General features: G+C 72.3%; 22 protein-coding genes. 18 read left to right on the top strand and 4 right to left on the bottom strand.

Annotated features, from left to right (window positions below):
* Nucleotides 1-47 precede the first annotated feature (47 nt).
* The 3 genes from ACSHV8_RS08115 to ACSHV8_RS08105 all read left to right on the top strand — a co-directional run bounded on the left by ACSHV8_RS08115 (nucleotide 48) and on the right by ACSHV8_RS08105 (nucleotide 3,781).
* Complete coding sequence (locus ACSHV8_RS08115; RefSeq protein WP_436530952.1) at nucleotides 48-1,850, top strand: right-handed parallel beta-helix repeat-containing protein; 1,803 nt, start codon at nucleotides 48-50, stop codon at nucleotides 1,848-1,850.
* Nucleotides 1,851-1,954: 104 nt separating this feature from the next.
* On the top strand, nucleotides 1,955-2,752 hold the full coding sequence (locus ACSHV8_RS08110) for an SDR family oxidoreductase (RefSeq protein ID WP_436530950.1): 798 nt from the start codon (nucleotides 1,955-1,957) through the stop codon (nucleotides 2,750-2,752).
* A gap of 9 nt (nucleotides 2,753-2,761) precedes the next feature.
* Nucleotides 2,762-3,781: a 5'-3' exonuclease gene (locus ACSHV8_RS08105; protein WP_436530948.1), complete on the top strand. Its 1,020-nt coding sequence runs from the start codon at nucleotides 2,762-2,764 to the stop codon at nucleotides 3,779-3,781.
* Here ACSHV8_RS08105 and ACSHV8_RS08100 read toward each other — a convergent pair.
* Nucleotides 3,778-3,966: a hypothetical protein gene (locus ACSHV8_RS08100; protein WP_436530946.1), complete on the bottom strand. Its 189-nt coding sequence runs from the start codon at nucleotides 3,964-3,966 to the stop codon at nucleotides 3,778-3,780. The two genes, ACSHV8_RS08105 and ACSHV8_RS08100, sit on opposite strands and share 4 nt — an antisense overlap.
* A 42-nt stretch (nucleotides 3,967-4,008) precedes the next feature.
* Here ACSHV8_RS08100 and ACSHV8_RS08095 point away from each other — a divergent pair, with 42 nt between their 5' ends.
* The 12 genes from ACSHV8_RS08095 (at nucleotide 4,009) to ACSHV8_RS08040 (ending at nucleotide 17,075) form a co-directional block, all read left to right on the top strand.
* A complete protein-coding gene (locus tag ACSHV8_RS08095) occupies nucleotides 4,009-4,890 on the top strand; it encodes a DUF2199 domain-containing protein (RefSeq protein ID WP_436530944.1) in 882 nt (293 codons plus the stop codon).
* 94 nt (nucleotides 4,891-4,984) lie between these two features.
* Complete coding sequence (locus ACSHV8_RS08090; protein WP_436530942.1) at nucleotides 4,985-5,818, top strand: alpha/beta fold hydrolase; 834 nt, start codon at nucleotides 4,985-4,987, stop codon at nucleotides 5,816-5,818.
* Between the two features lie 130 nt (nucleotides 5,819-5,948).
* A complete protein-coding gene (locus ACSHV8_RS08085; RefSeq protein ID WP_436530940.1) occupies nucleotides 5,949-7,016 on the top strand; it encodes a hypothetical protein in 1,068 nt (355 codons plus the stop codon).
* Nucleotides 7,013-7,528: a SigE family RNA polymerase sigma factor gene (locus ACSHV8_RS08080; RefSeq protein WP_436530938.1), complete on the top strand. Its 516-nt coding sequence runs from the start codon at nucleotides 7,013-7,015 to the stop codon at nucleotides 7,526-7,528. Before ACSHV8_RS08085 ends, ACSHV8_RS08080 begins: the two co-directional genes overlap by 4 nt.
* The gene (locus ACSHV8_RS08075; RefSeq protein WP_436530936.1) at nucleotides 7,525-8,571 is read left to right on the top strand and encodes an acyltransferase family protein; all 1,047 of its coding nucleotides are present in this window, start codon (nucleotides 7,525-7,527) and stop codon (nucleotides 8,569-8,571) included. Before ACSHV8_RS08080 ends, ACSHV8_RS08075 begins: the two co-directional genes overlap by 4 nt.
* 15 nt (nucleotides 8,572-8,586) lie before the next feature.
* Nucleotides 8,587-10,464, top strand: a complete 1,878-nt coding sequence (locus ACSHV8_RS08070; protein WP_436530934.1) for a M3 family metallopeptidase — start codon at nucleotides 8,587-8,589, stop codon at nucleotides 10,462-10,464.
* A gap of 105 nt (nucleotides 10,465-10,569) precedes the next feature.
* Entirely contained in the window at nucleotides 10,570-11,109 is a 540-nt protein-coding gene (locus tag ACSHV8_RS08065) for a hypothetical protein (protein ID WP_436530932.1), read from the top strand.
* 9 nt (nucleotides 11,110-11,118) lie between these two features.
* Nucleotides 11,119-11,808, top strand: coding sequence for a PIG-L deacetylase family protein (locus ACSHV8_RS08060; RefSeq protein ID WP_436536715.1), 690 nt, complete (start codon nucleotides 11,119-11,121; stop codon nucleotides 11,806-11,808).
* Complete coding sequence (locus tag ACSHV8_RS08055; protein ID WP_436530931.1) at nucleotides 11,805-13,133, top strand: glycosyltransferase family 2 protein; 1,329 nt, start codon at nucleotides 11,805-11,807, stop codon at nucleotides 13,131-13,133. The genes ACSHV8_RS08060 and ACSHV8_RS08055 overlap by 4 nt, the downstream gene beginning before the upstream one ends.
* A complete protein-coding gene (locus ACSHV8_RS08050; protein ID WP_436530929.1) occupies nucleotides 13,130-15,157 on the top strand; it encodes an ATP-grasp domain-containing protein in 2,028 nt (675 codons plus the stop codon). The genes ACSHV8_RS08055 and ACSHV8_RS08050 overlap by 4 nt, the downstream gene beginning before the upstream one ends.
* Nucleotides 15,154-16,299 (top strand): non-hydrolyzing UDP-N-acetylglucosamine 2-epimerase, encoded by a 1,146-nt coding sequence (gene wecB / locus ACSHV8_RS08045; protein ID WP_436530927.1) that lies wholly within the window; start codon nucleotides 15,154-15,156, stop codon nucleotides 16,297-16,299. Before ACSHV8_RS08050 ends, wecB begins: the two co-directional genes overlap by 4 nt.
* A gap of 83 nt (nucleotides 16,300-16,382) precedes the next feature.
* Nucleotides 16,383-17,075 carry an HAD family hydrolase gene (locus tag ACSHV8_RS08040; protein ID WP_436530924.1) on the top strand — a complete coding sequence of 231 codons (693 nt, stop codon included), beginning with the start codon at nucleotides 16,383-16,385 and terminating at the stop codon, nucleotides 17,073-17,075.
* A 44-nt stretch (nucleotides 17,076-17,119) separates the two neighbouring features.
* Here ACSHV8_RS08040 and ACSHV8_RS08035 read toward each other — a convergent pair whose 3' ends face one another.
* The gene (locus ACSHV8_RS08035; protein ID WP_436530922.1) at nucleotides 17,120-18,109 is read right to left on the bottom strand and encodes a DUF5937 family protein; all 990 of its coding nucleotides are present in this window, start codon (nucleotides 18,107-18,109) and stop codon (nucleotides 17,120-17,122) included.
* 242 nt (nucleotides 18,110-18,351) lie between these two features.
* Between ACSHV8_RS08035 and ACSHV8_RS08030 the strand changes: the two genes are divergently transcribed.
* Entirely contained in the window at nucleotides 18,352-19,389 is a 1,038-nt protein-coding gene (locus ACSHV8_RS08030) for an MFS transporter (RefSeq protein WP_436530921.1), read from the top strand.
* Here the strand turns inward: ACSHV8_RS08030 and ACSHV8_RS08025 are convergent.
* Together ACSHV8_RS08025 and ACSHV8_RS08020 are read right to left on the bottom strand one after the other, a co-directional pair.
* Nucleotides 19,379-20,266 carry a MerR family transcriptional regulator gene (locus ACSHV8_RS08025; RefSeq protein WP_436530919.1) on the bottom strand — a complete coding sequence of 296 codons (888 nt, stop codon included), beginning with the start codon at nucleotides 20,264-20,266 and terminating at the stop codon, nucleotides 19,379-19,381. The genes ACSHV8_RS08030 and ACSHV8_RS08025 overlap by 11 nt on opposite strands.
* 43 nt (nucleotides 20,267-20,309) lie before the next feature.
* On the bottom strand, nucleotides 20,310-20,741 hold the full coding sequence (locus tag ACSHV8_RS08020; RefSeq protein WP_436530917.1) for a PPOX class F420-dependent oxidoreductase: 432 nt from the start codon (nucleotides 20,739-20,741) through the stop codon (nucleotides 20,310-20,312).
* Between the two features lie 103 nt (nucleotides 20,742-20,844).
* Between ACSHV8_RS08020 and ACSHV8_RS08015 the strand changes: the two genes are divergently transcribed.
* Entirely contained in the window at nucleotides 20,845-21,177 is a 333-nt protein-coding gene (locus tag ACSHV8_RS08015; protein WP_436530915.1) for a nuclear transport factor 2 family protein, read from the top strand.
* A gap of 20 nt (nucleotides 21,178-21,197) precedes the next feature.
* A complete protein-coding gene (locus ACSHV8_RS08010) occupies nucleotides 21,198-22,151 on the top strand; it encodes a hypothetical protein (protein ID WP_436530913.1) in 954 nt (317 codons plus the stop codon).
* Nucleotides 22,152-22,205 lie beyond the last annotated feature (54 nt).

Below are 22,205 nucleotides of genomic sequence, written 5' to 3'. Positions count from 1 at the left end.
CCTGAGAAATGCCGGCGGGATCTTTTTCCGACAGGGAGAAAAATCGCATGGCACCATCCGTACACCCTCGTCGCCTGCGCCGGGCGGCCGGTGCGGGAGCACTGGCCGCACTGGTGACCGCGGGACTCGCCGTCACCGTGGCGACCGCCCAGGCCGCTACCGTGTTCAGCGCCGACTTCGAATCCGGATCGACCAGCGCCTGGTCGAAATCGGGCGGCACCTGGTCGGTCGTCACCGACGGCACCAAGGTTCTGCAGCAGTCGGACACGACCAGCGAACGGGCCCGCGAGTTCGGCGGCACCTCGTCCTGGACCAACTACGCCGTCCAGGCCCGGGTCAAGGCCACCGCGTTCGGCTCGACCGGCGGCGTGGTCGCGCTGACCGCGCGGGCGGCCGGGGCGACCAAGATGTACCGGCTGTCGCTCACCGGCGCCGACAAGGTGCAGCTGGAAGCCATGAACGGCAGCGCGATCACCGTCCTGGCGAGTCTGAGTCAGACCGTCTCGACCAGCACGTTCTACACGCTGAGGCTGACCGTCAACGGGACCACGATCAGCGGCTCGGTCAACGGCACCAGCGTCGGCAGCGCCACCGATTCGTCGATCTCCAGCGGACGGATCGGGCTGCTCACCGAGTACGCGGCCGGCCGTTTCGACGACATCGTGGTCGACGACAACCCGGGTGGCACCGCGACCAGTTCGCCGACCTCGGTGCCGTCGTCGTCCTCACCCTCCCCGACGCCGTCGACCTCGACCCCGCCGACCACGGGTGCCGTCTACGTGTCGCCGAGCGGCACCGACGGCGCGGCCGGAACCCAGTCGGCGCCGACCACGTTGACCTCGGCACTCACCCGGATCGCGGCCGGCGGGACGATCTACCTGCGCGGCGGGACCTACAACTACGCGCAGACGGTGACCATCGCGGCCGGGAACAACGGTGCGGCGGGCGCGCTCAAGACTCTCACCGCGTACCCCGGGGAAATTCCGGTCTTGAACTTCTCGGCCCAGACCGAGGACTCGGCCAACCGCGGCCTGGCCCTGAACGGCAACTACTGGCATCTGTACGGCCTGGTCGTCGAACACGCCGGTGACAACGGGATCTTCGTCGGGGGCAGCAACAACACCATCGAACGGACCGTGACCAGGTTCAACCGGGACAGCGGCCTGCAGATCTCCCGGATCGCGTCGGACACCCCGACCTCGCAGTGGCCGTCGAACAACCTGGTCCTGAGCTCCGAGTCGCACGACAACGCGGACTCCGACGGCGAGGACGCGGACGGCTTCGCGGCCAAACTGACCGTCGGCACCGGCAACGTCTTCCGGTACGCGGTGTCGCACAACAACATCGACGACGGCTGGGACCTCTACACCAAGACCGACACCGGGCCGATCGGGCCGGTGACGATCGAGGACTCGCTCTCCTACGACAACGGCACGCTCACCGACGGCTCGCAGGCCGGCGCGGGCGACCGCAACGGCTACAAGCTGGGCGGCGAGGACATCGCGGTCAACCACGTCGTACGGCGCAGCATCGCCTACCGCAACGGCAAGCACGGCTTCACCTACAACAGCAACCCGGGCTCGCTGACCGTCTCGAACAACCTGAGCATCGACAACGGCGAACGCAACTTCAACTTCGACGGCGGTACGTCGGTGTTCCGCACCAACACGTCGTGCCGCTTCAGCAGCGGCACCAACGACCGGATCATCGGCGACTCGGACAGCTCCAACCAGTTCTGGTCGGGCACCAACGGCTCCCGCTGCGCGACCTACAGCGGCGCCCTGGCCTGGTCCTTCTCCTCCACCGGAACCCTGGTCGTCACCATCGGCGGCAAGACCGTCACCCTCTGATCCGACAGGTGCCCGGGCCGATGCGACCGCTCGCACCGGACCGGGCACCCGATCTCGGCGCGCGCCCGTTTCCGCAGGCCTCCGGAACCGGTTATGTTGCTGCGATGGAGCGCACCGCCCTGGTCACCGGGGCATCGTCGGGCATCGGACTCGCGACCGCGTCCGCGCTGGTGAAAAAGGGTTTCCGGGTGATCGGCACCAGCCGCGACCCGGCCTCGATCACGACAAAGGTGGCCGGGGTCGACTACGTCGCGCTGGACCTGGCCTCGGACGAGTCGATCGCCGCGCTGGCCGGGACGCTGCAGGGCGTGGACGTGCTCGTCAACAACGCCGGGGAGAGCCAGTCCGGCCCCCTGGAAGAGCTGCCGATGGACGCGCTGCGGCGGTTGTTCCAGGTCAACGTGCTCGGGCCGGTGCGGCTGGCGCAGCTCGCGCTGCCCGGGATGCGTGAGCGCCGCTACGGCCGGGTCATCATGATCGGGTCGATGCTGGCGTCGTTCCCGCTGGCCTACCGGTCGTCGTACGTCGCCTCGAAAGCGGCGATCAAGGGGTTCGCCACCGGCGCCCGGCACGAGTACTCGCCGTACGACGTCTGGCTGACCACCGTCGAACCCGGCTCGATCAACACCGGGATCAGCGAGCGCCGCACCAAGTACATCGCCGCCGACTCGCCGCACCGCGCCGAGTTCGAGCGGATGCTGACCGCCCTGGACCGCAACGAGAAGGCCGGCACGTCGGCCGAGCGGGTGGCGGCGACGATCCTCACCGCCATCGAGGCCAGGAAACCCAAGCAGAGATACGCGGTGGGCAGCAACGCCCCGCTCGTCTTCGCGCTACGGCGGGTCGCCCCCGCGGGGCTGGTGGAAAAGATCACTCACCGTAAGCACGATCTGAGCCGGTAAGCTCGTCGGGTGCCGGACACGGGTGGTTTGCTGCTGGTCCTGGACGGGAACAGCCTCGTGCACCGGGCGTTCCACGCCAGCGACGGATCACCCGAACCCGCGCCCGCCCTGCGCGGCCTGATCGGCTACCTCGCGCGGGCCGCCGCCCAGCTGCGGCCGGACGCGGTGCTCGTCGGCTTCGACTGCCCGCGCGACTCGGCCCGCCGGGTCGACCATCCGGGTTACAAGGCGCACCGCCCGCCCAAGCCGGCCGAGCTGACCCGCCAGCTGGAGATCGCCCCCGAGCTGCTGCGCGCCTGCGGTGTCGGCACCGTGGTCCCGCCCGCCTACGAGGCCGACGACGTCCTGGCCAGCTCGGCCGCGACGGCCAGGGCGCTGGGCTGGAGCTCGGTCCTGATGACCAGCGACCGGGACGCGTTCGCCCTGATCGACGACACCACGTCGGTGCTGCGCATCCGCAACGGCGGCTTCGACCGTTCGGTCCTGGTCGACGCCGCGTCCCTGCCCGAGCTCTACGGCGTCCACCCGTGGCAGTACACGGATTTCGCCGCGTTGCGGGGCGACCCGTCCGACAACCTTCCCGGCGTACGCCGTTTCGGCGCGCGCACCGCGGCCCGTCTCCTGGAGGCCTTCGGCTCGGTCGACCGCGCCTGGGCGGCCGATCCGGCTACCCTGCGTGACTCCGTTGGCGAGCAGGCCGCCACGAGTTTCCGCGCCCCCGAGTCCCGTGAGATCGTCGCCCTCAACCGCCGTCTCATGGGGATGCGCCGCGACCTGCCGATCCCCGCCCCGGACACGGCCCGGCTCCCCCTGGACTACCTCACGATCCGCCGCGCCCTGCGCGAGCACGGCATCAACCTGGGCCCGTCCCTGTGGTCCCTGACCGGCGGCGACGCCCCGGCCGAGGTCCTCCCGGAGGCCCCGCCCGAGCCGCTGCCGGCCTGGGCCCACACCCTCAAACCCCGGGTCCTGCACGGTTCGATGTCCGGCCGCCGCGACCCCATCCCCGGCCAGACCGCCCTGTTCTAGCGCTTCGCCGCGCGGTAACGGCGGAGCAGCTGGGTGATCCGGTCCGGGTCGGCGGCGCCGTTGAGTTCGGTGAGCAGGTCGTCCGGACAGATCTCGTAGTGGTCACCCCACCAGCGGCGGCCGTGGTTGTCCCAGACCCGGTAGCCGCCGGGCACGCCGCGGGCCACGTATCGACGCCGGGTCATGGCCCTACGCTACCGCCCGGCGGGGCCGGTAGAGTCCCGCGGATGTCTGACCACCAGCCGGGCTGTGACTGCTGCCGGGCCGCCCTCGACCCGGCCGACTTCGACATCCGGTCGACCGATCCCGACCCGATCCTGGCCCTGTCCGACGAGGAGCGCGCGGCGGTCCAGGGCGGCCGGAGCCTGCGCCTGGCCGAGGGGGTCGGCGCGTTCGTGCGCTGCCTGATGCCGGTACGGCTGACCGGCGGCAGCCGGGTCACCTACTCGGTGTGGCTGGAGATCGACCCGGAGGCTTTGCGGCACGCCCGCGAGGTGTGGCAGGCCCCGGCGTACGCGGACCTCGCGTTCACCGGCACGGTCGCGAACGCGATCAAGCCGTGGGCGCCGATCTACGGCGAGCCGGCCACGGCCGAGGTGCAGGACGCCGACAGCCTGCCGTACCTGGTCGCGTCCGAGGGCACGCTGCTGTGGCGGGTGCTGAACGAGGAGTGGGACCGCGACGAGGTGCTCAGCCGGATCGCGCACGCGCTGCCCACCACCGTGCACAACCGGGTCACCGCGGCCTGGTCGCTGGATCGGACCGCCGGGCTGCGCGTGTTCAACCGGAAGGACGGCCTGGTCTTCGCCGGCCCGGGTCGCACGGTGCTGCTGAACACGTTCACGATGCCGGCCGGGGCGAGCCCGGCCGAGTGCATCGCCCTGTTCACCGAGGACGCGCCGGCCGACCGGGACGAGGTGCTGACCGAGCAGGACGGTGACGTCGTCCGGCACACGTACCGGACCCCGCCGGTGTCGCACCACGAGGTGTACGGCCTGGCCGCCGCGCCCGGCGGCGACCTGATCCTGGCCCTGTGCATGTTCGACGACCCGGACGACCTGGGCTGGGCCCACACGGTGTGGCGGTCGCTGCGTCACCACGACGTCTGAGCTGTCCGAATACCCGCTGGGCGGGGCTTTCGACGCATCACATCCGGCCGATGGGCGGGATAGCGTCGGAAGCCGACGAACGGGGGTTCGCACCATGCGCAGCGTTGCTCTGAGCGCCGGGACCGTCGAGTACGACGACAGCGGTGGCGGCGGGCCGGTGCTGGTGTTCCTGACCGGCATCTTCGTGAACACGACGCTGTGGCGGCACGTCGTCGCCGACCTCGCGCCCGACCACCGCTGTGTCGTGCTCGAAGTGCCGCTCGGCGGTCATCGGGTGCCGATGGACCCGGACGCCGACCTCAGCTCGCCCGGCCTGGCCCGGCTGGTCGCCGAGTTCCTCGACGTGCTCGACCTGCGGGACGTCACCCTGATCGGCTGTGACTGGGGCGGCGCGCAACTGGTCGCCGCGCACGGGCTCGGCCGGCGGCTGGCGCGGCTCGTCCTGCTGCCGCAGGAGTCGTTCGAGAACTTTCCGCCGGGGCTGCCCGGCCGCTCGCTGTATCTGTCGTCGAAGGTGCCCGGCGCGACCTTTCTCGCCCTGCAGACGCTGCGGATCCGCGGGCTGCGCCGTTCCCCGATCAATTTCGGCCTCATGTCGAAACGACCGATACCCCACGACATTCTCGATGGCTGGTTGCGGCCGTCTCTCACCTCACCGCCGATCCGGCGAGACCTTCTCAAATATTTGCGTACGACGAGAGCGGGCGAATACGTCGAGGCGGCCGCCCGCCTGACCGGTTTCGACCGCCCGGCCCTGGTGCTGTGGGCGCCCGAGTCGACCATGATGCGTCCCGCCAACGGCGCCCGCCTGGCCGCCGCGCTCCCGCAGGGGCGGCTGATCGAGGTCCACGACAGTTACACGCTGATGCCCGAGGATCGCCCCGGCCCGGTCGCCGCCCACGTCCGCGAGTTCGTCGCCACCACGTGACTGCTTCACGCCGTACGGGAAGAGGCTGTTGATTCTGAAGTTGATCGGCGACGATGGGGAACCTTTGCGCGGGCTGACGTCTTTCGAAGGGGGACGAGGGACGAGCAGCTGACAGAGCGTGGAGCAACCGGTGACCGAACGCATCAGGCAACTCTTGGACGAGGCGGTGGCCGACCTCGAACCGGAGCACCGTGACCCGGTCACGGCCGTGGTCCGGCGCGGGCGGGCGGCCCGGCGGCGGACGGCGGCGCTGGCCGGGATCGTGGCGACCGTGCTGCTGGCCGGCGGTCTGGTCGCCGGCCAGCGGTTGCTGCCGTCCGCGCCGCTGCCGACCGCGGCCGGCGGCATCGACCAGTCGGCGACGCCTCGGGTCGTGAACGGCATGGTGGTGGCCGGCGCGATGCAGCTCCCGATCCCGGCGGGCTGGAGGGTGGTCACCGCGAGCCCGGCCAACAAGTGCGAGATGCTGAAACGGACCATCCTGCTGATCGGTTCCGGCAACCGTGGCTGCCAGAACGCGGTGGTCGAGGTGTCCCGGTCCAACAGCCGCAACCCCGGCGGGTTCCTGATCCCCCCGGAGAACGGCGACCTCGACGCGGGCATCATCACCTCACCGGTGTCGATCACCCTGGCCGGCGGGGAGCCGGGCTGGTTGCGGTCCGGCCTGGACTCCGACGACATGAAGACCGGCCGTTTCCCGGCCGAGAATTACGACAACGAGCTGCTCCTGCCCTGGTCGCAGGTGTTGATCCAGCTGCGGATGGACGGCACCGCCGAACGCCCGATCATCGACTCGATCCGGAGCAGCCCGCGCCGCAGCGGACCGCTCACGCTGCCCGCCAAGGTCGAGTCGGTGAAGATGACGTTGCCGCCCGACCAGGCCACCGCCTCGGACCGGACCCGGGTCGACGAGGTGCTTCGCATCCTGCGCCGGCAGAACGACGTCGTGCGCGACGCGGACGCGTGTGCGAGCCCCGGGCAGGAGAGCATCCGGCTCACCGTGGACCCACCCGATCCGGTCGCACCCTCCCCCGGAGCGTCCCTGTCGCCGTGGGACACCGGGACCTCCAACGCCACCACGGTGATCATCGCGGTCGGTGACGGCTGTCAGGAGGCGGTCTCCTCGACCGGCGGGCGGGTCCGGCTGACCAACGCGACCGTGTTCCAGCTGAAGAACCTGCTCGGGCTCGTCCGATGAGCGATCCGTTCGGCGAGTTCGTCGCCGCCCGCTACGCCGCGCTCGTCCGCTACGGCGCGCTGCTCACCGGCGACCGCGGGCACGGCGAGGATCTGGCGCAGGACGCGCTGGTCAAGACGTACAAGGCGTGGCGGCGGCTGCACCCGGACGGCGATCCGGAGGCGTACACCCGGCAGGTCATGACCCGGGCCGCGTGGCGCGCGGGTCGCCGGATGTGGCGGTTCGAGATCCCGGCCGCGGTGCTGCCCGACCGGCCCGACGACGGCGACTTCTCCGAACGGCAGAGCACGGCCGACGTCGTGCTGGCGGCGCTGCGGGCCCTGCCGGCCGCGCAGCGCGTGGTGCTGGTGCTGCGCTACTGGGCCGGGCTCTCCGAGCAGGAGATCGCCACGCAGCTGGGCTGTTCGATCGGGACGGTCAAGAGCCGGGCCAGCCGGGCGATCACCGCCCTGCGCCGCGCCGACGGGCCCCTGGCCGACGCGTTCACGCTGGCCGAGGACCGACAGCGGTGACGCCGGGCAACCGGGTCGCCGGCCTGGACGGGCTGCGCGGCCTCCTGGCGCTGTACGTGGTGGTGCATCACTGCTGGCTGGTGTGCTTTCCCGGTTACCCGGCGAACACCGGCCCGGCCTGGGGCGGCTGGCTGATCCACGGGCGGCTGGCCGTCGTCGCGTTCATCACGCTGTCCGGGTTCTCCCTGGCCATCGCCCCGGCCCGGAACGGGTGGCGGCTCGGCGGCGGCCTGCGGTTCGCGCGGCGGCGGGCCCGGCGGATCCTGCCCGCGTACTGGGCGGCGCTGCTGGTCAGCGTGGTCCTGACCGCCGTGGCCGGGCCGCTCGCCATGTCGCACCCGGCGTCGCTGCGGTCGGTCCTGGTCTACGGCTTGATGCTCCAGGACTTCGTAACGGTGCCCGCGCCGAACGGCGCGTTCTGGTCGATCGCGGTCGAGGCCGCCCTGTACGTCGCCTTCCCGCTGCTGCTGCTGATCCGGGCCCGCTTCGGCGCGGTGGCCGCGCTGGTCGTGGCCGGCGTCCCGATGATCGCCGCCGGGCCGGCCGGGCCGATCGGCTACACGTGGGAGATGGCGCCGCTGTTCACCCTGGGGATGGTCGCCGCCGGGATCCACCGCCGCCGGCCCTGGGGGTGGCTGGCCGTCCTGACCGCCGCGCCGGTGCTGGCCGTGATCGTGTGGCGCGGGCCGGTGTGGACGGCCCATCACTACCGGTGGATCGATCTCGCGGCCGGGCCGGCGATCGCGGCGCTGCTGGTCGCCGTCTCCACCGGGAGCGCGGCCGTCCTGATCCGGCTGTTGACGACGCGGCCGATGGAGGTGCTCGGTCGGTGCTCGTACAGCCTGTATCTGATGCACGTGCCGGTGGTCGCCCTGGTCAGCCACGTCCTCGGCACCGGATCGGTCCTGATCACCATGGCGGTCGCGGTGCCGGCGGCGGTGCTGACCGCGACGGTCTTCGCGGCGCTGTTCGAGAACCGGTCGACCGCGCCGGGCCGGACGAGCGGCGGCGCGACGACCCGGATCGCCGGCGCCGTCGGCTGATGGGATCGTGGGCGGGTGAACTCCTTCGATCATCCGCTCGGCGAGGTCCGGTTCGACACCTACCGCCCCGAGGACGTGCCGGCCGCGCTCGACCGGGCCGAGGCCGAGGCGAACGCGCTGCTCGACGCGGTCGCGGCGAGCGCGGAGCCGCTGGTCGCGCTGGGCGAGGCGACCGCGCGGTACCACTTCGTGGTGAACATGGCCGACGAGCTCGGCGCCACCCTCGGCGGGGCCTGGACGGAGGCGTCGCGGGTGGCGGCCGAGCGCAGCGCCCGCTTCTCCGCCGCCGTCCACCAGCGCGCCGACCTGTACGAGGCGATCCGCGCGGTGACACCGGCCGGCCCGGTCGAGGAACGGCTGCGCGCCGACCTGCTGTGGCGGTTCGAACGGCACGGCGCCGGGCTCGACGCGGCCGGCCGGGAGCGGCTCGCGACGATCACCGCGCGGCTGGCCGCGCTGTCCGTCGACTACATGACCAACCTCCAGGCCGCCGACGCCGAGGCCGGGGTGGCCACCGACGACCCGGCCGGCCTGCCCGAGGCGATGGTGGCCGAGGCCCGGAAGGCCGCCGCCGCCCGCGGCCGGTCCGGCTACTGGCTGGCGTACTCGGACGAGACGGCGAGCACGGTCCGCCGCGAGGCGACGAACGCCGGGCTGCGGGCCGACATGTACCGGCTGACGATCAACCGGGCCGCGGCCTCGAACGGACCGGTGGTGACCGAGATGCTGGCCGGCCGGCAGGAGCTGGCCGAGCTGCTCGGCTTCCCGGACTTCGTCGCGATGCAGGCCGTCGGGCAGATGGTCGGCGACGCCCAGGGGTTCCTCGACGAGCTGGCCGCCGCGTACCGGCCGGCGGCCGACCGGGAGCACGCCGAACTGCTGGCGTTCGCCCGGTCGTACACGAATGATCCTGATCTTGAATTGACCGCCGCTGACGTCGACGACCCGATGGACGGCTTCTACGTCACCCGCCTGCGCGAATCGCGGGGGCTGGCCGCCGCCGGCGGGGTCCGGGTGCCGGTCGAGACGGTCCAGCGGGTGATGTTCGACGCGCTCGCCGAGCTGTACTCGGTGACGTTCACGCCGGTCGAGGCGCCCGGCTGGCATCCCGACGTGCGCGCGTTCGACCTGCGCGACGACTCGGGTACGCACCTGGCCCGGATCTGGTGCGACTGGCACCTGCGCGACGGCAAGCAGCCGGGCGCGTGGATGGCGGCGCCGTGGCTGTCCACCGACGGCGGCCCGCACCACCTGGGCGTGATCGGCTTCGTCCCGCCCGAGGGCGCCGACCTGCTGCACATGCGGATCATGTGGCACGAGTTCGGGCACGCCATGCACTACGCGTTCGTCCGCACCCGCTACCGGCTGCGCACCCCCACCGAGATGCCGCGCGACTTCATCGAGGGCCCGTCGCGGATCATGGAGAACTGGCCGATGGACCCGGAGATCCTGCGCCGGATGGGGGTCGGCGAGGAAGCGGCGACGGCGGCCCGGGCCGAGGAACGGTTCCGGCTGGCCAGCCGGCGCATCATCCGGATGACCCACTCGTTCCAGGACCTGGCCCTGCACCGCGGCGAGGATCCGCTCGCGGCCAAGCAGCGCCTGCTGCCCGTCCCGGTCGACCCGGCCGACGAGTCCCCGGCCCAGATCCTGCACACCTTCGCCGGGAGCTACGGCGCCCGTCTGTACACCTACCAGTGGGCCGGGGTGCTGGACGCCGCCCTGTTCGGCCGGTTCGAGGCCGAAGGCCTGCTGAACCCGGCGACCGGCCGCGACTACGCGCGGACGGTGCTCGCCCCCGGCGCCGAACGCGACCCGGCCGGCATGGTCCGTGACTTCCTCGGCCACGACCTGTCCGTCGACGCCCTGCTCGAACGGGACGGAGTCCGGTAACGATCAGGGGCGGCGTCTACCGCGAAGCAACCTGAGCGGCCTCAGACGCGGACGGTGGTGACCGATCGGAAGGATCGCAGCGCCACCGACCGCGGAGGTAACACCATGCGTTCCGTACGATCGTCGCTCCGCCGTCGCGGGGCTCTGGTCGCCACCGGCGCCGCCGCCCTGGTGGTCGCGATCGCCGCCGCGCTGATGCTGAACACCGGCTCGGCGGCGGCGACCTGGAAGACCCTGGCGGGCACCCCGACCTGCGACTGCGTGCTGCAGAACAGTAAGTCCGGCACGTACCGGGCGGTCTTCGGCTACACCAGCACGGCCGGTTCGGCCGGCACCATCGCGGCCGGCGACAACAACCAGGTCCTGCTCAGCGGCAGCACCAGGAGCACGGTCGCGGACGTGACCACGCGCTTCGAGCCGGGCACGCACAAGGCCACGTTCGCCACCGGCTGGCTCAGCAAGGACACGTCGGCGACCTGGACCGTCGGCGGCAAGACGGTCACCGCCAACTGGAGCAAACCGACCTGCGGCAGCGACGTCAGCCTGCCCGCCGGCGGCAACGGCACCGGCCCGCTGATCGCGCTGATCATGGCCGGTGTGATCGCCGCGTTCGTCTTCTGGCGCAAGCGCCGCAAGGCGGCCTGACCGATAATGATGCGCAACGTGCTGGCGATCGGGGCGCACCCCGACGACATCGAACTCGGCTGCGGCGGCACCCTCGCGGCGCACCGGGCGGCCGGCGATCCGGTGACCATGCTGGTGGTCACCGGCGGCCAGAACGGTCCGGGCGAGGTCGCCGAGCGGCGGGCCGAGGCCGAGGCGGCCGCCCGCAGCCTGGACTGCCTGCTGCTGTGGGGCCGGTCGCGGGACTGCGCGGTAGCGGCCGACGCGGACACCATCGCGGTGATCGAGGGCGCGATCCGGGCGACCGAGGCCGACGTGATCTACGTGCACGCGCCGGACGACTCGCACCAGGATCATCGCGCGGTCGCCGCCGCCACGCTCTCCGCGGCCCGCCACAACCGCCGGGTGCTGCACTATCGCAGCCCGTCCACGATCAAATTCGAGCCTTCCCTGTACGTCGACATCTCCGCCCACCTGGACCGGAAACTGGCCGCCCTGGCCTGTCACCGCAGCCAGGTGGAGAGCTCCGCGATGGTCGACCCGGAGGTCGTGGCCGCGTCGGCCCGGCACTTCGGCGCGCAGGCGCGGGTCCGGTTCGCCGAGGCGTTCGTGCCGTCCCGGTTCGTCTGGGACCTGGCCCCGCCGCCGCAGCTGGGCCTGGCCCTGGCCGAGGTGCCCACGTACCAGGCCCTCCCCACCGACGAGCAGAGAGTCGCATGACCGTCGGCGGACGCCACCGGCCTCCGCGCACCCACTTCCGGATCGCGCTGGCGGCGCACCTCGTCGTGTTCGCCGGGGCCCTGGCGCTGTTCGGCGTCGACCGCACGCTGGGCTGGATCGCGACCGTCCTCAACGTCGTCTTCCTGATCTTCTTCTTCCGGCACCTCGGTTTCGCCGTGTCGGCCGCCCGCTGGGCCGAACGGGACCTGGTCGCGCCGCTGGTCGGCGTCGAGTCGTTCACGCCGACGGTCGCCGTGCTGGTCGCCTGCAAGGACGAGGAGCTGGTGGTCGACGGCATGGTCACGGCCCTGCTCTCGCTGGACTACCCGGCCGACAAGCTGACCGTGGTGGTCGTCGACGACGCGTCGACCGACGGGACCGGCGCCAAACTGGACGCCCGGGCCGCGGCCGACCCGCGCCTGCGCGTGCTGCACCGCCGGCCGGGCGCCGGGGGCGGCAAGTCGGGCGCGCTCAACGACGCGCTCGCGCTCACCGACTCCGAGATCGCGGTCATCTTCGACGCCGACCACCAGCCCGAACCGGACGTGCTGCGCCGCCTGGTGCGCCATTTCCGGGACGAGAAGGTGGGCGCGGTGATGGGCCGCTGCGTCGTGCGCAACGGCGTGGAATCGTCGCTGGCGTCGACCATTTTCATCGACTACCTGTCCGGATATCTGGTCAACGAGTACGGGCGACAGGCATTGTTCGAACTTCCCGCGTACGGCGGAGCGAACTGCGCTGTCCGCACGTCACTGATCCGCGCGCTGGGCGGCTGGAACCCGGACACGGTCACCGAGGACACCGACCTCACGCTGCGGTTGCTGCTCGACGGGTACCGCGTGCGGTACGACCCGTCGGCGGTCGACTTCGAGGAGGCCGTGCTGTCGTCGCAGCGTTTCTGGAAGCAGCGCTACCGGTGGGCGCGCGGGCATCAGAAATGTCTTCGCGACTATTGGCGACCCATTCTCCGTACGCCTCATCTGTCGCCCATGGAGAAGCTGGAGACCATTCTCTTCCTCTGGGTCTATCACGTCCCCGTGCTGTGCGGGCTCGGGCTTCTGCTGATCGCGCTGCACGCGTTCGGCATCGGTGACTCGTCGGCCATCCAGATGGTGTCGCTGTCGGCGCTGCTGTTCGCCGGACCGTTCTGCGAACTGGCGGTCGGGCTGGTCCTCGGGCGGGTGGAACGACGGGCGGTGTGGATGCTCGTCGGGTTCATCCCGGCGTTCGGCATGTCGATCCTGACCGCGACGAAAGCGTACTTCGAGGGCATGTGGGGCACGACCTACGCCTGGGTGAAGACCGCGCGGTCGGGGGCGACGTGAGCGACCGCTTCGACCGCCGCCTGGCCGCGGCCACCCGCAGCCGGCGCCCCACCGCCACGGCTCGCCGCCGGCAGCTCGTCATGGCCGAGATGCTCGCCGCCGTCGCCCTCTGCATCGGCGGATACGTCCTGCTGGTCGACCACGCCCGGCACTTCGAGGTCGCCCTGGCCGCCCGGATCATCGAGCTGATCGGGGTCGACCGGATCTCCGGTGTGCTCGGCGACTCGTTCGTGGTCTTCGGGCCGGGCATGGAACCGGTCGTCGCCGAGATGACCGGGTCCTGCACGATCCTGAGCAGCGTGCTGGCCCTGGCCGCGCTGGCCGGGGTCGCGCTGCGGCAACGCCCGCAGGTGCTGCCCGGTTTCGTGGCGGCCGGCCTGTTCGTGCTCGCCGCCAACCAGCTGCGCCTGGTGCTGTCCCTGCTGGCCGGCCGTTTCCTGGCCGTCGACGCGCTGATCTTCTTCCACGACTGGATCGGCGCGGTCATCAACTTCGCGTACACCCTTTTCGGATTGCTCATCATGATCGGACTGACCATGTACGACGCACAGCGCGCCGAGCAGGACCGCTCGGGACGGCACACCGCGGACCGTCCGGCCGCGTGGGCCAAGCCGGGACTGGGTCACCGGGTTCCGGTCGAGAACGAGCCCCGGGAACCGCGCGTCCAGGTGGCCGCTTTCGTGCACCGGCGGGTGCTGCCCAAGGCGCTGTCACGGCGGCTGGCCAAGCGGCGTGAGCAGCGGCGCATCGACTACCGGGTCGGGCACGAGAACCCGGCCCGGCGGGCCGAGATCATCCGGGAGCTGGCCGGGAAGGGACTCGGCGTGCACACGGCCACCCTGCTGGCGGTGGCGTCCTACGAGACCGATCCGCTGGTGCTCGACGCCCTCGCCGGGGCGGTCGCCGAGCGGCAGTGGGAGCCGGTGCACTCGGGCGACGTGATCGCGCTGCGGTTGTGGGCGCGGGCCTGGCTGATGCGCGCCGAGTCCCCGTCGGCCCCGGTGGCGTCGACCGGGCGGCTCATCGCCGTGACCGGTGCCGGCGGCCCGGCCGGGGTCGCGGTGATCCGCGCGCTTCAGGACGCCGGGCACGACGTCCTGGCGCTCGACGCCAACCCGGACGCCGTCGGCCTGCGCCTCACCGCCCGCGCCGCCGTCCTCCCCCGCGCCGACCAGCCCGGATATGCCGCCGCCCTGCTCGCGCTGATCGCCGAGCACCGCCCGGCCGCCCTGGTCGGCACGGTCGCCGAGGAGTACGCGGCCCTCAACCCGCTCACCCCGCACCTGGCCGAGCTCGGCACCCGGACCTGGCTGCCGCAGCACGCCGACCTCTGCCTCGACAAGATCGCGTTCGCGGCGACGCTGCACCACGCGGGCGTGCCCCACCCGGTCACCGCGTGGACCGCCGAGACCATGTACCAGGTCCCCGGCCCGTGGGTGGTCAAGCCGGCCCGCGGCCGCGGCAGCCGCGACGTGGTCCTGGTCGACGACCCGCGCGACCTGGCCCACGCCTTCGCCTCGGTGCCCGGCGCGATCGTCCAGACCCGGCTGACCGGGCGCGAGTTCACCGCCGACGCCCTGATCGACCGGGACGGGCGGATGGTCGCGTGCGTGCCCCGCTGGCGCGACGAGACCCGGGGCGGCATCTCGGTGCAGGGCACCACGTTCGCGTCCCTGGCCGTGACCGAGGTCGTCGCGGCGACGCTGCGGGCGGTCGCACACAGCGGGCCGGCCAACGTGCAGGGGTTCGTCTCCGAGCACGGCGAGGTGACGATCGTCGAGGTAAACCCGCGCTTCTCCGGCGGGCTGCCGTTGACGCTCGCGGCCGGGGCGGATGTCGTGAACACGTACGTGCAAGGGATCCTGAATCCGGAGGCGGTTCTGCCGTCGCTCGGTTTCCGCGAGAACCTGCGGATGGCCCGGCACTTCGCCGAGGTCTTCTACGACGCGCCCGCCGCGCCCGTCACGCCGGCCGCCGAGGTCCACCGCGCGCCCGCCGCGCCCGGCCTGGTGCCGGTCCGATGAGGCGGCACATCATCGTCCCCTTCGGGACCCGGCCCGAGGTGATCAAACTGGCCCCGGTCGTTCACGCCCTGCGCGCCGAAGGCCACCGGGTCACCACGATCGACACCGGTCAGCACCGGGACGCGGCGATGAGCGGCGACGTGCAGCGCGCGCTGGGTCTCGTACCCGACGTGCGGCTCACACCCCCGGACGGCCCGAGCCGCCTGGCCGCCCTGGTCGCCGGTGCCGCGGAAACCCTGGAGGCCCACCCGGCCGACCTCGTGCTGGCGCTGGGCGACACCCACACCGTCCCGGCGTACGCGCTGGCCGCCCGCGGCGCCGGCCTCCCGTTCGCCCACCTCGAAGCCGGCCTGCGCAGCTTCAACCCCCGCAGCCTGGAAGAAGTCAACCGCCGGGTGGCCGCCGCGACCGCCCAGATCCACTTCGCACCCACCGATCGGGCCGCCGCCTTCCTGGCCGGCGAGGGCGTACCGGCCGAGCGGATCTTCGTGGTCGGCAACCCGGTCATCGACGCCCTGCGCGCCCACGGCATCCGCCCGGTGCCGCCCGAAGAACGCCGCGGCGTCCTGGTGACCGCCCACCGGGCGTCCAACGTCGACGACCCGGAGCGCCTGACCCGCCTCGTCGAGGTGATCGGGCAGCTGACCGAGATCGGTCCGGTGCGCTTCCCGATCCATCCGCGCACCCGCGACCGCCTGACCCGCCACGGCCTCCTGCCCCACCTCACCGCCCGGCCCGGCCTGACCTGCGAAGAGCCGCTCTCGTACGACGAACTGCTGCACGCCCTGGCCGGAAGCCGCGTCGTCGTCACCGACTCGGGCGGCCTGCAGGAGGAGGCCGCCTACCTGGGCGTGCCGGTGGTGGTCCTGCGCCGCTCGACACCCCGGTGGGAGGGGGTCGAGGCCGGTTCGGCCGTCCTGACCGGCATCTCCTCGGACGCACTGGCGGCCCGGGCCGTGGCCGCGGCCCACCGGCTCGGCTCCCCGCCGGAGCTGGCCCGGATAGCGGCCCTCCCGTGCCCCTACGGTGACGGGCGGACCGGCCCGCGGATCGCCCGGCTTCTGTCCGACCCGGCGACGACCGCGCTGCTGGCCCTGGACGAACCCGACTACACCGACGGCCACCTGCCCTGGGCCGCCTGACCCGCCCCTCGACGCCCGACCGCTCCGGCTCGCACTCGGCCGTGGGCCGCTCTGACCTGCTTCGCTCGGCCCTGGAGGTCCGCATGACCGCATTCGATCCGGCTCCGGCCGCGGTCGTCCTCGACCTGGACGACACGTTGTATCCGCAGGCGTCATACCTCTACGGCGCGGCCCGCGCGGTCGGCCGCGCCGGCGTCACCGTCGGCCTGGACCCGATCCGCCTGGGCCGGGCCGTCCGCCGCGAACTCGTGGCCGGTTCGGACCGCGGCGGCACCATCGACCGGGCCCTGACCACCTACGGCGTCCCGGCCGACCGGGCCGCCGAGGTGATCCCCACCCTGGTGGCCGCCTTCACCGCGTATCGCCCGCGGCGTCTCCCCTGCTACCTCGGGGCCGAGGAGGCCCTGGCCGAACTCCGTTCCCGCTACCCCCTGGCCTGCCTGACCGACGGCAACCCGACGATCCAGCGGGCCAAGCTGGCCGCGACCGGCCTGTCCGACGCGTTCACCACCGTCGTCATCACCGACGAACTGGGCGGCCGGGCCCACCGCAAGCCGCACCCGAGCGGCCTCCAGCAGGCCGCCGACACCCTCGGCGTGGACCCGTCCGACCTGGTCATGATCGGCGACCGCCCCGGCAAGGACGTAGCGGTGGCCACCGCCCTGGGCGCCCGCTCCATCCGGGTCCGGACCGGCGAGTACGCCCACACCCCGGACGAGCCCGCCGCCACCGCGGTAGTGGCCGACCTGCTGGCCGCCGCCGCCCTCCTCGCCTGACCGAACTCCGGCCGAGCCCGCCACAGGCTCGGCCCCGGACACCGTCAAGCCGGCGGGGAATCCACCGCGGCCGGCGGGACGGCGGACTCGACGAGGCGATCGGCCAGATCGGAGCGCCGGTACAGGACCGAGCGCCCATGACGCGCACTCACCAGCAGCCCGGCCGCCCGCAGAGCCCGCAGATGCTGATTGACCGCCGTCGTGGTCACCCCGAGCCGCACGGCGAGTTCGGTCGACGACGCCGGCGTGGCCAGCCGCACCAGCAACCCGGCCCGAGGCGCACCGAGCAGCCCGGCCAGCGCACCCGCCGCCGGCAGCGGCTGCGCTTCCCACAGGGTTCCCAGCCCCCGCGCCCGATAGATGATCATCGGTGGTTCGTCGGGCCGGATCGGCACTCCGGCGCCGCTCGTCCACATCGACGGCACGAGCGTCAGCCCGCCGGTGGCCGGCCGCGTGTAGTGCACCCCGGATCGCACGAACGCCTCGACCGTGTCCCCGGTCAGCCGCACCCGCCCGGCCAGCCCGGCGAACATCCGGGCCAGCCCGTGCTGGGCGATCTCCCGCCCGCGGAAGGTGACGTCGCCCTCCAGCAGCGCCCGCATCCGGGCCCAGTGCGGCGCGAAGCTGACCTCCCAGTATCCGGTCAGCGCGTCCAGGATGCGGTCCAGCACGTCGTCGCCCCGGAGCACCGCCGGCAGCCGCCCGGCTCCGGACACGATGCGAAGATCACGATCAACAACCTCCTTCGGCGTACGGCGGACGGCCGCCAGTTCCTCCTCGAGTCGTGTGAGCGGCGACCACGGTCGTGGCGTGAGGAAGTCCGGAGTCCAGAGAGCGTCGTTGACCAGTTCGTCGAGCAGGTCCACGGCCAGCCGGTCCTGCGCGCGCCGCATCTCGCGGATCCACGGCAGCTGCCACGGATACCGGCCCGGGTCCCGCCACGCGTGCAGCGACAGCACCAGTTCGTTGAGCGGCGAGATCGCGAACCGCACCCCGCCCAGGTCCTGCCCGACGAGCTGATAACGCACGACCATGAAGCGAAACGCTACATCGTTCGTGGCCGGGCCCGCGGCCTGACAGAACTGACCCGTGACTCTCCTAGCCACCCGGTTCATCGGACACGGTCCGGTCGAGCGTGCCCTGACCCTGTCCATCGCCGCTTCTTCCCTGGCCAAGGGCGTGCTGTTCGGCGTCAGCGCGCTGTTCTTCACCACGGTCATCGGCCTGTCCCCGGCGACCGTGGGTGTGGGCCTGACCGGTCGCCGGGGCGGCCGGGATGACCGCCGCGTTCAGCACCGGTTACCTCGCGGATCGGTTCGGCGCGCACCGGCTCCTGGTGGTGTGCACGATCGTCCAGGGCGCGGCGCTGGCCACGTACTGTTCCGCCTCCTCGGCGTTGACGTTCACCCTGGTCGCCTGCGTCGCGGTCGGCGCACAGGGCGGCCAGCGCACCGCGCAGGCGACGCTGCTCGCGCTGCACTTCACCGGCCCGGGCCGGGTGGCCGTCCGGGCCCGCCTGCGGGTGGTGACCAACGTCTTCGTGGGTGCGGGATCCGCGGCGGCGACCACGGCCCTGGCCGCCGGCACCGCGACCGGCTACGTGATCGCCATGCTGGCCGCGTCCGTGCTGGTCCTGGCCTCGGTCGTCCCGTTGCGCGGCCTGCCGTCACCGGAGCCGGCGACCCTCGACACGCCTGCGTCCGGCGGCCCGGCGGGCGGGGTGGCGCGGTCGCCGCTGCGGGACTTCCGGTATCTCGGGATCTCGGCGCTCTACGGCATCCTGACCATCCAGTTCGGGCTGCTCACGGTCGGCATGCCCCTCTGGGTGACGCTGCACACGCACGCGCCCGCCACCACCGTCGGGCTGCTGCTCGTGCTCAACACGGTGCTCGTCGCCGTCTTCCAGGTGCCGGCGGCGCGGCTGGTCACGGACGTGCGCGCGGCCGGCCGTACCGTAATCGTGTCTTCCGGGTTTTTGGTCCTGACCTGCGTTTTTTATGCCGCGGCGGGGCCTCTGCCGGCCGGGTTGGCCGTCGCCGTGCTGGTGCTGGCGTTGCTGGCGGCCAGCGCAGCCGAGGTGTTGTCCGAGGCCGGCGCCTGGTCGCTGGCGTTCGAGCTGGCCGACGCGCGGAACGCCGGCGCCTACCAGGGCGTCAGCCAGACCGGTTTGGCGGCCGGGACCATGCTGGCGCCGGCGGTCGTCACCGGCACCGCGATCGCCCACGGCACGCCCGGCTGGCTCGTCCTCGCCGCCATGTTCCTGGCCGCCGGCGCCGGCACCCACCGGCTGGCCCGCGCGAGGGTCACGGCCTGAGCTTGGTCAGCCACGACATGACATCGAGCGCGTGCGACGCCGGGTCCGGGATCGGGTGGAACACGTGCTCGACCACATCGTCGGCAATGATCAAAGTCAGACGATCATAAAGAGCAAGATCCCCTGACGTACGGGTCGGAAGCCCGGCCGCCGCGGCCAGCGTCAGCTTCGGGTCGGGAATCAGCGGGTACGGCAACCGCAGCCGATGGGCGAGCTCCCGCTGATATCCGGTCGACTGCGCGGAAAGCCCGTACACCCGCGAGGCCCCGGCGGCGAGCAGCTCGGCATGGTGATCGCGCAGCCAGATGGCCTGATCGGTGCTGCCCCGAGCGCCGTGCACCTCCAGCAGACCGCGCGGCAGATCCACGCCGGGCCGGCCGGTCAGCGGATACACGAAGATCACCGTCCGCCCCGGGCCGAGATCACCGAGGTCCACCGGCCGGCCGTCACTGGCGTAGAAGTGCAGCGGCGGCAGACGCGCCCCGACCAGGCCGGCCGGATCATTCTCGGACGTCGGCGCACCGGTGACGACCCGGCGGGCGGCCTCGTCGATGCGGGCGTCGAGCGCGTCCCGCTGGGCGGTCAGCTCGCCGATGCGCGTCTGCAGCCCGGTCACCGTACTGCGGAAAGTCGCGATCGCGGCAGCGCAGACGTCCTCGTCACCGTCGGCGATCGACTCGACGAACGGGCGGGTCTCCTCGACCGCCAGGCCGAGCGCCATCAGCTCACGGATCTGGGCGACCTGGCGCTCCGCGATCGGCTCGTACTCCCGGTAGCCGTTGCCGAGACGGCGCGGCACGACCAGGCCGACCGACTCGTAGTACCGCAACGCGCGCACCGTCGTCCCGGTCCGGCGCGCCAGCTCACCCACCCGCATGGCGGAACCCTAAACCCGTACCCCAGGGTCCGGGTCAAGGATCTCAGTCGACGTTGAGGTTCTGGCCGTAGACGTGAGTGACCCGCAGCGCGAGCAGCACCCGGCGGTCGGCGACCATCGTCGCCCGGTACTCGTCCCAGTTCGGGTGCTCCCCGGCGGCCCGCCGGTAGTAGTCCACCAGCGCCTCCACCTCCGGCCCGTGCGGGTCCTCGCCCGGCCCGATCAGGGTCACGTCGCCGTCGGCGGTCGCCCAGGCCCGGCCGTCCGCGCTGGTCACCTCGATGGCGGCCCGCGGGTCCCGGCGCAGATTGGTCGTCTTGGCGCGGCCCTCGGTCACCGACACGTAGATCGTGCCGGCGTCGCGGTCGTAGAACGGCAGGATCGGCGACAGCTGCGGCCGCCCGTCCTTCCGGATCGTGGCGAGGATGCCGAGGCGGCTCTCCGCGATCAGCGCGTGCGGATCGAAAGACGTCATACCAGTCGCCAAGTCCCGTCCCCCGGCCGGTATTCCGGCCCCGGATTTCTGCCTTCCGCAGAGCCGTTCCGCCGGGCCGGTGCCCGCATGCTGAACTGGCCTCATGCAGCTTCTCGAAGATCTTTACGCGGCCTTCAACCGGCGCGACATCCCGGCCGCGCTGACCATGATGACCCCGGACGTGACCTGGCCGAAGGCGTTCGAGGGCGGCACCGTCCGGGGCCGCGACGAGGTCGCCGCCTACTGGCAGCGGCAGTGGACCGAGATCGACCCGAACGTCACCCCGGTCGCCTTCACCCCGGAACCGGACGACCGGGTCGCGGTCACCGTCGCCCAGGTCGTCCGCGACCTCGACGGCAAGATCCTCGCCGACGTCACCGTCACCCACGTCTTCCACCTGACCGACGGCCTGGTCGCCGGCATGGAGATCCGCTGACCGGCCGCTAACATCGGGCGGTGCACTTCGTCTACCGGTCGCACTACGAGGGACCGCTGAGCAAACTGGTCCGTCGCCTGCCGGACGCGACCGTCCTCGACTGGTTCCGGCGCAACTGGGAGCGCCCAGACCCGTGGAACTGGATCCAGGACGAGCTCGGCGCCAACGTCTACGGCCTGAGCACGATCTTCGAGGCCGCGCGCGAGCATCGCCTCCCGCCGCCCGCGGACACCGGTCAGTTGCGGGCGCTGTTGCACGAGCATCTGTACGTCGAGGGCGACACCGATTACATCCGGGTCGACGAGCACAGCGTGCGGGTGCGGACCGATGACGACGAGGTCGAGCTCGCCTACTTCTTCCTCGACGACGAGGTGATCGCCCGGTATCCGGATCGGCTGGCCTATCTCGTACACGAATCGTGGCCTCTGCCGGACGAGGCTGGCGGCGAACCGGCGGCCGGGCCCACGACGCACGCCGTGTTCCTGACCTTCTACGACGGGGCGAGTCTGGAGGTCGAGCCACCCGTGACCATTCCCGGGACCGGGCTGGACGGGCTGGCCACGAGCCTGAGGCGCGGGGACGACGAGCGGTGGCCGGCCGAGCTGCGCATCCTCGCCGCGCTGATCGCGCAGGGCGAGCCCGGGCCGGACGCCGAGGCCCTGGCGGTGGCGCTGCGGCGGGCCACCCGGTGGCCGGGTTTCGGCTTGGACGCGGACGAGTCGCTGCGCGACGGCGAGCTGGAGCACGCGGTCGACCTGGTGCTGACCGCGCCGATCGCCGAGGGCCGTAAACCCGAGGCCAGCCTGATCCTGGTCGGACGACACCTGGCGCAGATGGCCATGCACTGCAGCACCGAGTTCGGGTTCCAGCAGTGGTTCCTGTTCGACGACGTGTGGGCCGCGGCGTACCCCGATCTGGCCGCGTCACTGCTGCGTTACGCGTCCGGCTGGGATCCGCTCGACGGGACCGGCTGAGGGCTCCGGGTCACAAGACCGGCACCGTGGTCGTCACGGTCCCATAATCAGCGG

The sequence above is a fragment of the Actinoplanes sp. HUAS TT8 genome, from assembly GCF_051380535.1.
GTDB lineage: Bacteria > Actinomycetota > Actinomycetes > Mycobacteriales > Micromonosporaceae > Actinoplanes.
This window is presented reverse-complemented; position numbering and strand designations above follow the sequence as displayed.

Excerpts from the sequence above, each read along its gene's own strand:
- ACSHV8_RS08030 (WP_436530921.1), top strand. The coding sequence starts at position 18,352 with ATGACCGCCGCGTTCAGCACCGGTTACCTCGCGGATCGGTTCGGCGCG.
- wecB (WP_436530927.1), top strand. The coding sequence starts at position 15,154 with ATGAGGCGGCACATCATCGTCCCCTTCGGGACCCGGCCCGAGGTGATC.
- ACSHV8_RS08100 (WP_436530946.1), bottom strand. The coding sequence starts at position 3,966 with ATGACCCGGCGTCGATACGTGGCCCGCGGCGTGCCCGGCGGCTACCGG.
- ACSHV8_RS08025 (WP_436530919.1), bottom strand. The coding sequence starts at position 20,266 with ATGCGGGTGGGTGAGCTGGCGCGCCGGACCGGGACGACGGTGCGCGCG.
- ACSHV8_RS08090 (WP_436530942.1), top strand. The coding sequence starts at position 4,985 with ATGCGCAGCGTTGCTCTGAGCGCCGGGACCGTCGAGTACGACGACAGC.
- ACSHV8_RS08110 (WP_436530950.1), top strand. The coding sequence starts at position 1,955 with ATGGAGCGCACCGCCCTGGTCACCGGGGCATCGTCGGGCATCGGACTC.
- ACSHV8_RS08080 (WP_436530938.1), top strand. The coding sequence starts at position 7,013 with ATGAGCGATCCGTTCGGCGAGTTCGTCGCCGCCCGCTACGCCGCGCTC.
- ACSHV8_RS08040 (WP_436530924.1), top strand. The coding sequence starts at position 16,383 with ATGACCGCATTCGATCCGGCTCCGGCCGCGGTCGTCCTCGACCTGGAC.
- ACSHV8_RS08020 (WP_436530917.1), bottom strand. The coding sequence starts at position 20,741 with ATGACGTCTTTCGATCCGCACGCGCTGATCGCGGAGAGCCGCCTCGGC.
- ACSHV8_RS08055 (WP_436530931.1), top strand. The coding sequence starts at position 11,805 with ATGACCGTCGGCGGACGCCACCGGCCTCCGCGCACCCACTTCCGGATC.
- ACSHV8_RS08060 (WP_436536715.1), top strand. The coding sequence starts at position 11,119 with ATGCGCAACGTGCTGGCGATCGGGGCGCACCCCGACGACATCGAACTC.
- ACSHV8_RS08015 (WP_436530915.1), top strand. The coding sequence starts at position 20,845 with ATGCAGCTTCTCGAAGATCTTTACGCGGCCTTCAACCGGCGCGACATC.
- ACSHV8_RS08035 (WP_436530922.1), bottom strand. The coding sequence starts at position 18,109 with ATGGTCGTGCGTTATCAGCTCGTCGGGCAGGACCTGGGCGGGGTGCGG.
- ACSHV8_RS08065 (WP_436530932.1), top strand. The coding sequence starts at position 10,570 with ATGCGTTCCGTACGATCGTCGCTCCGCCGTCGCGGGGCTCTGGTCGCC.
- ACSHV8_RS08095 (WP_436530944.1), top strand. The coding sequence starts at position 4,009 with ATGTCTGACCACCAGCCGGGCTGTGACTGCTGCCGGGCCGCCCTCGAC.
- ACSHV8_RS08115 (WP_436530952.1), top strand. The coding sequence starts at position 48 with ATGGCACCATCCGTACACCCTCGTCGCCTGCGCCGGGCGGCCGGTGCG.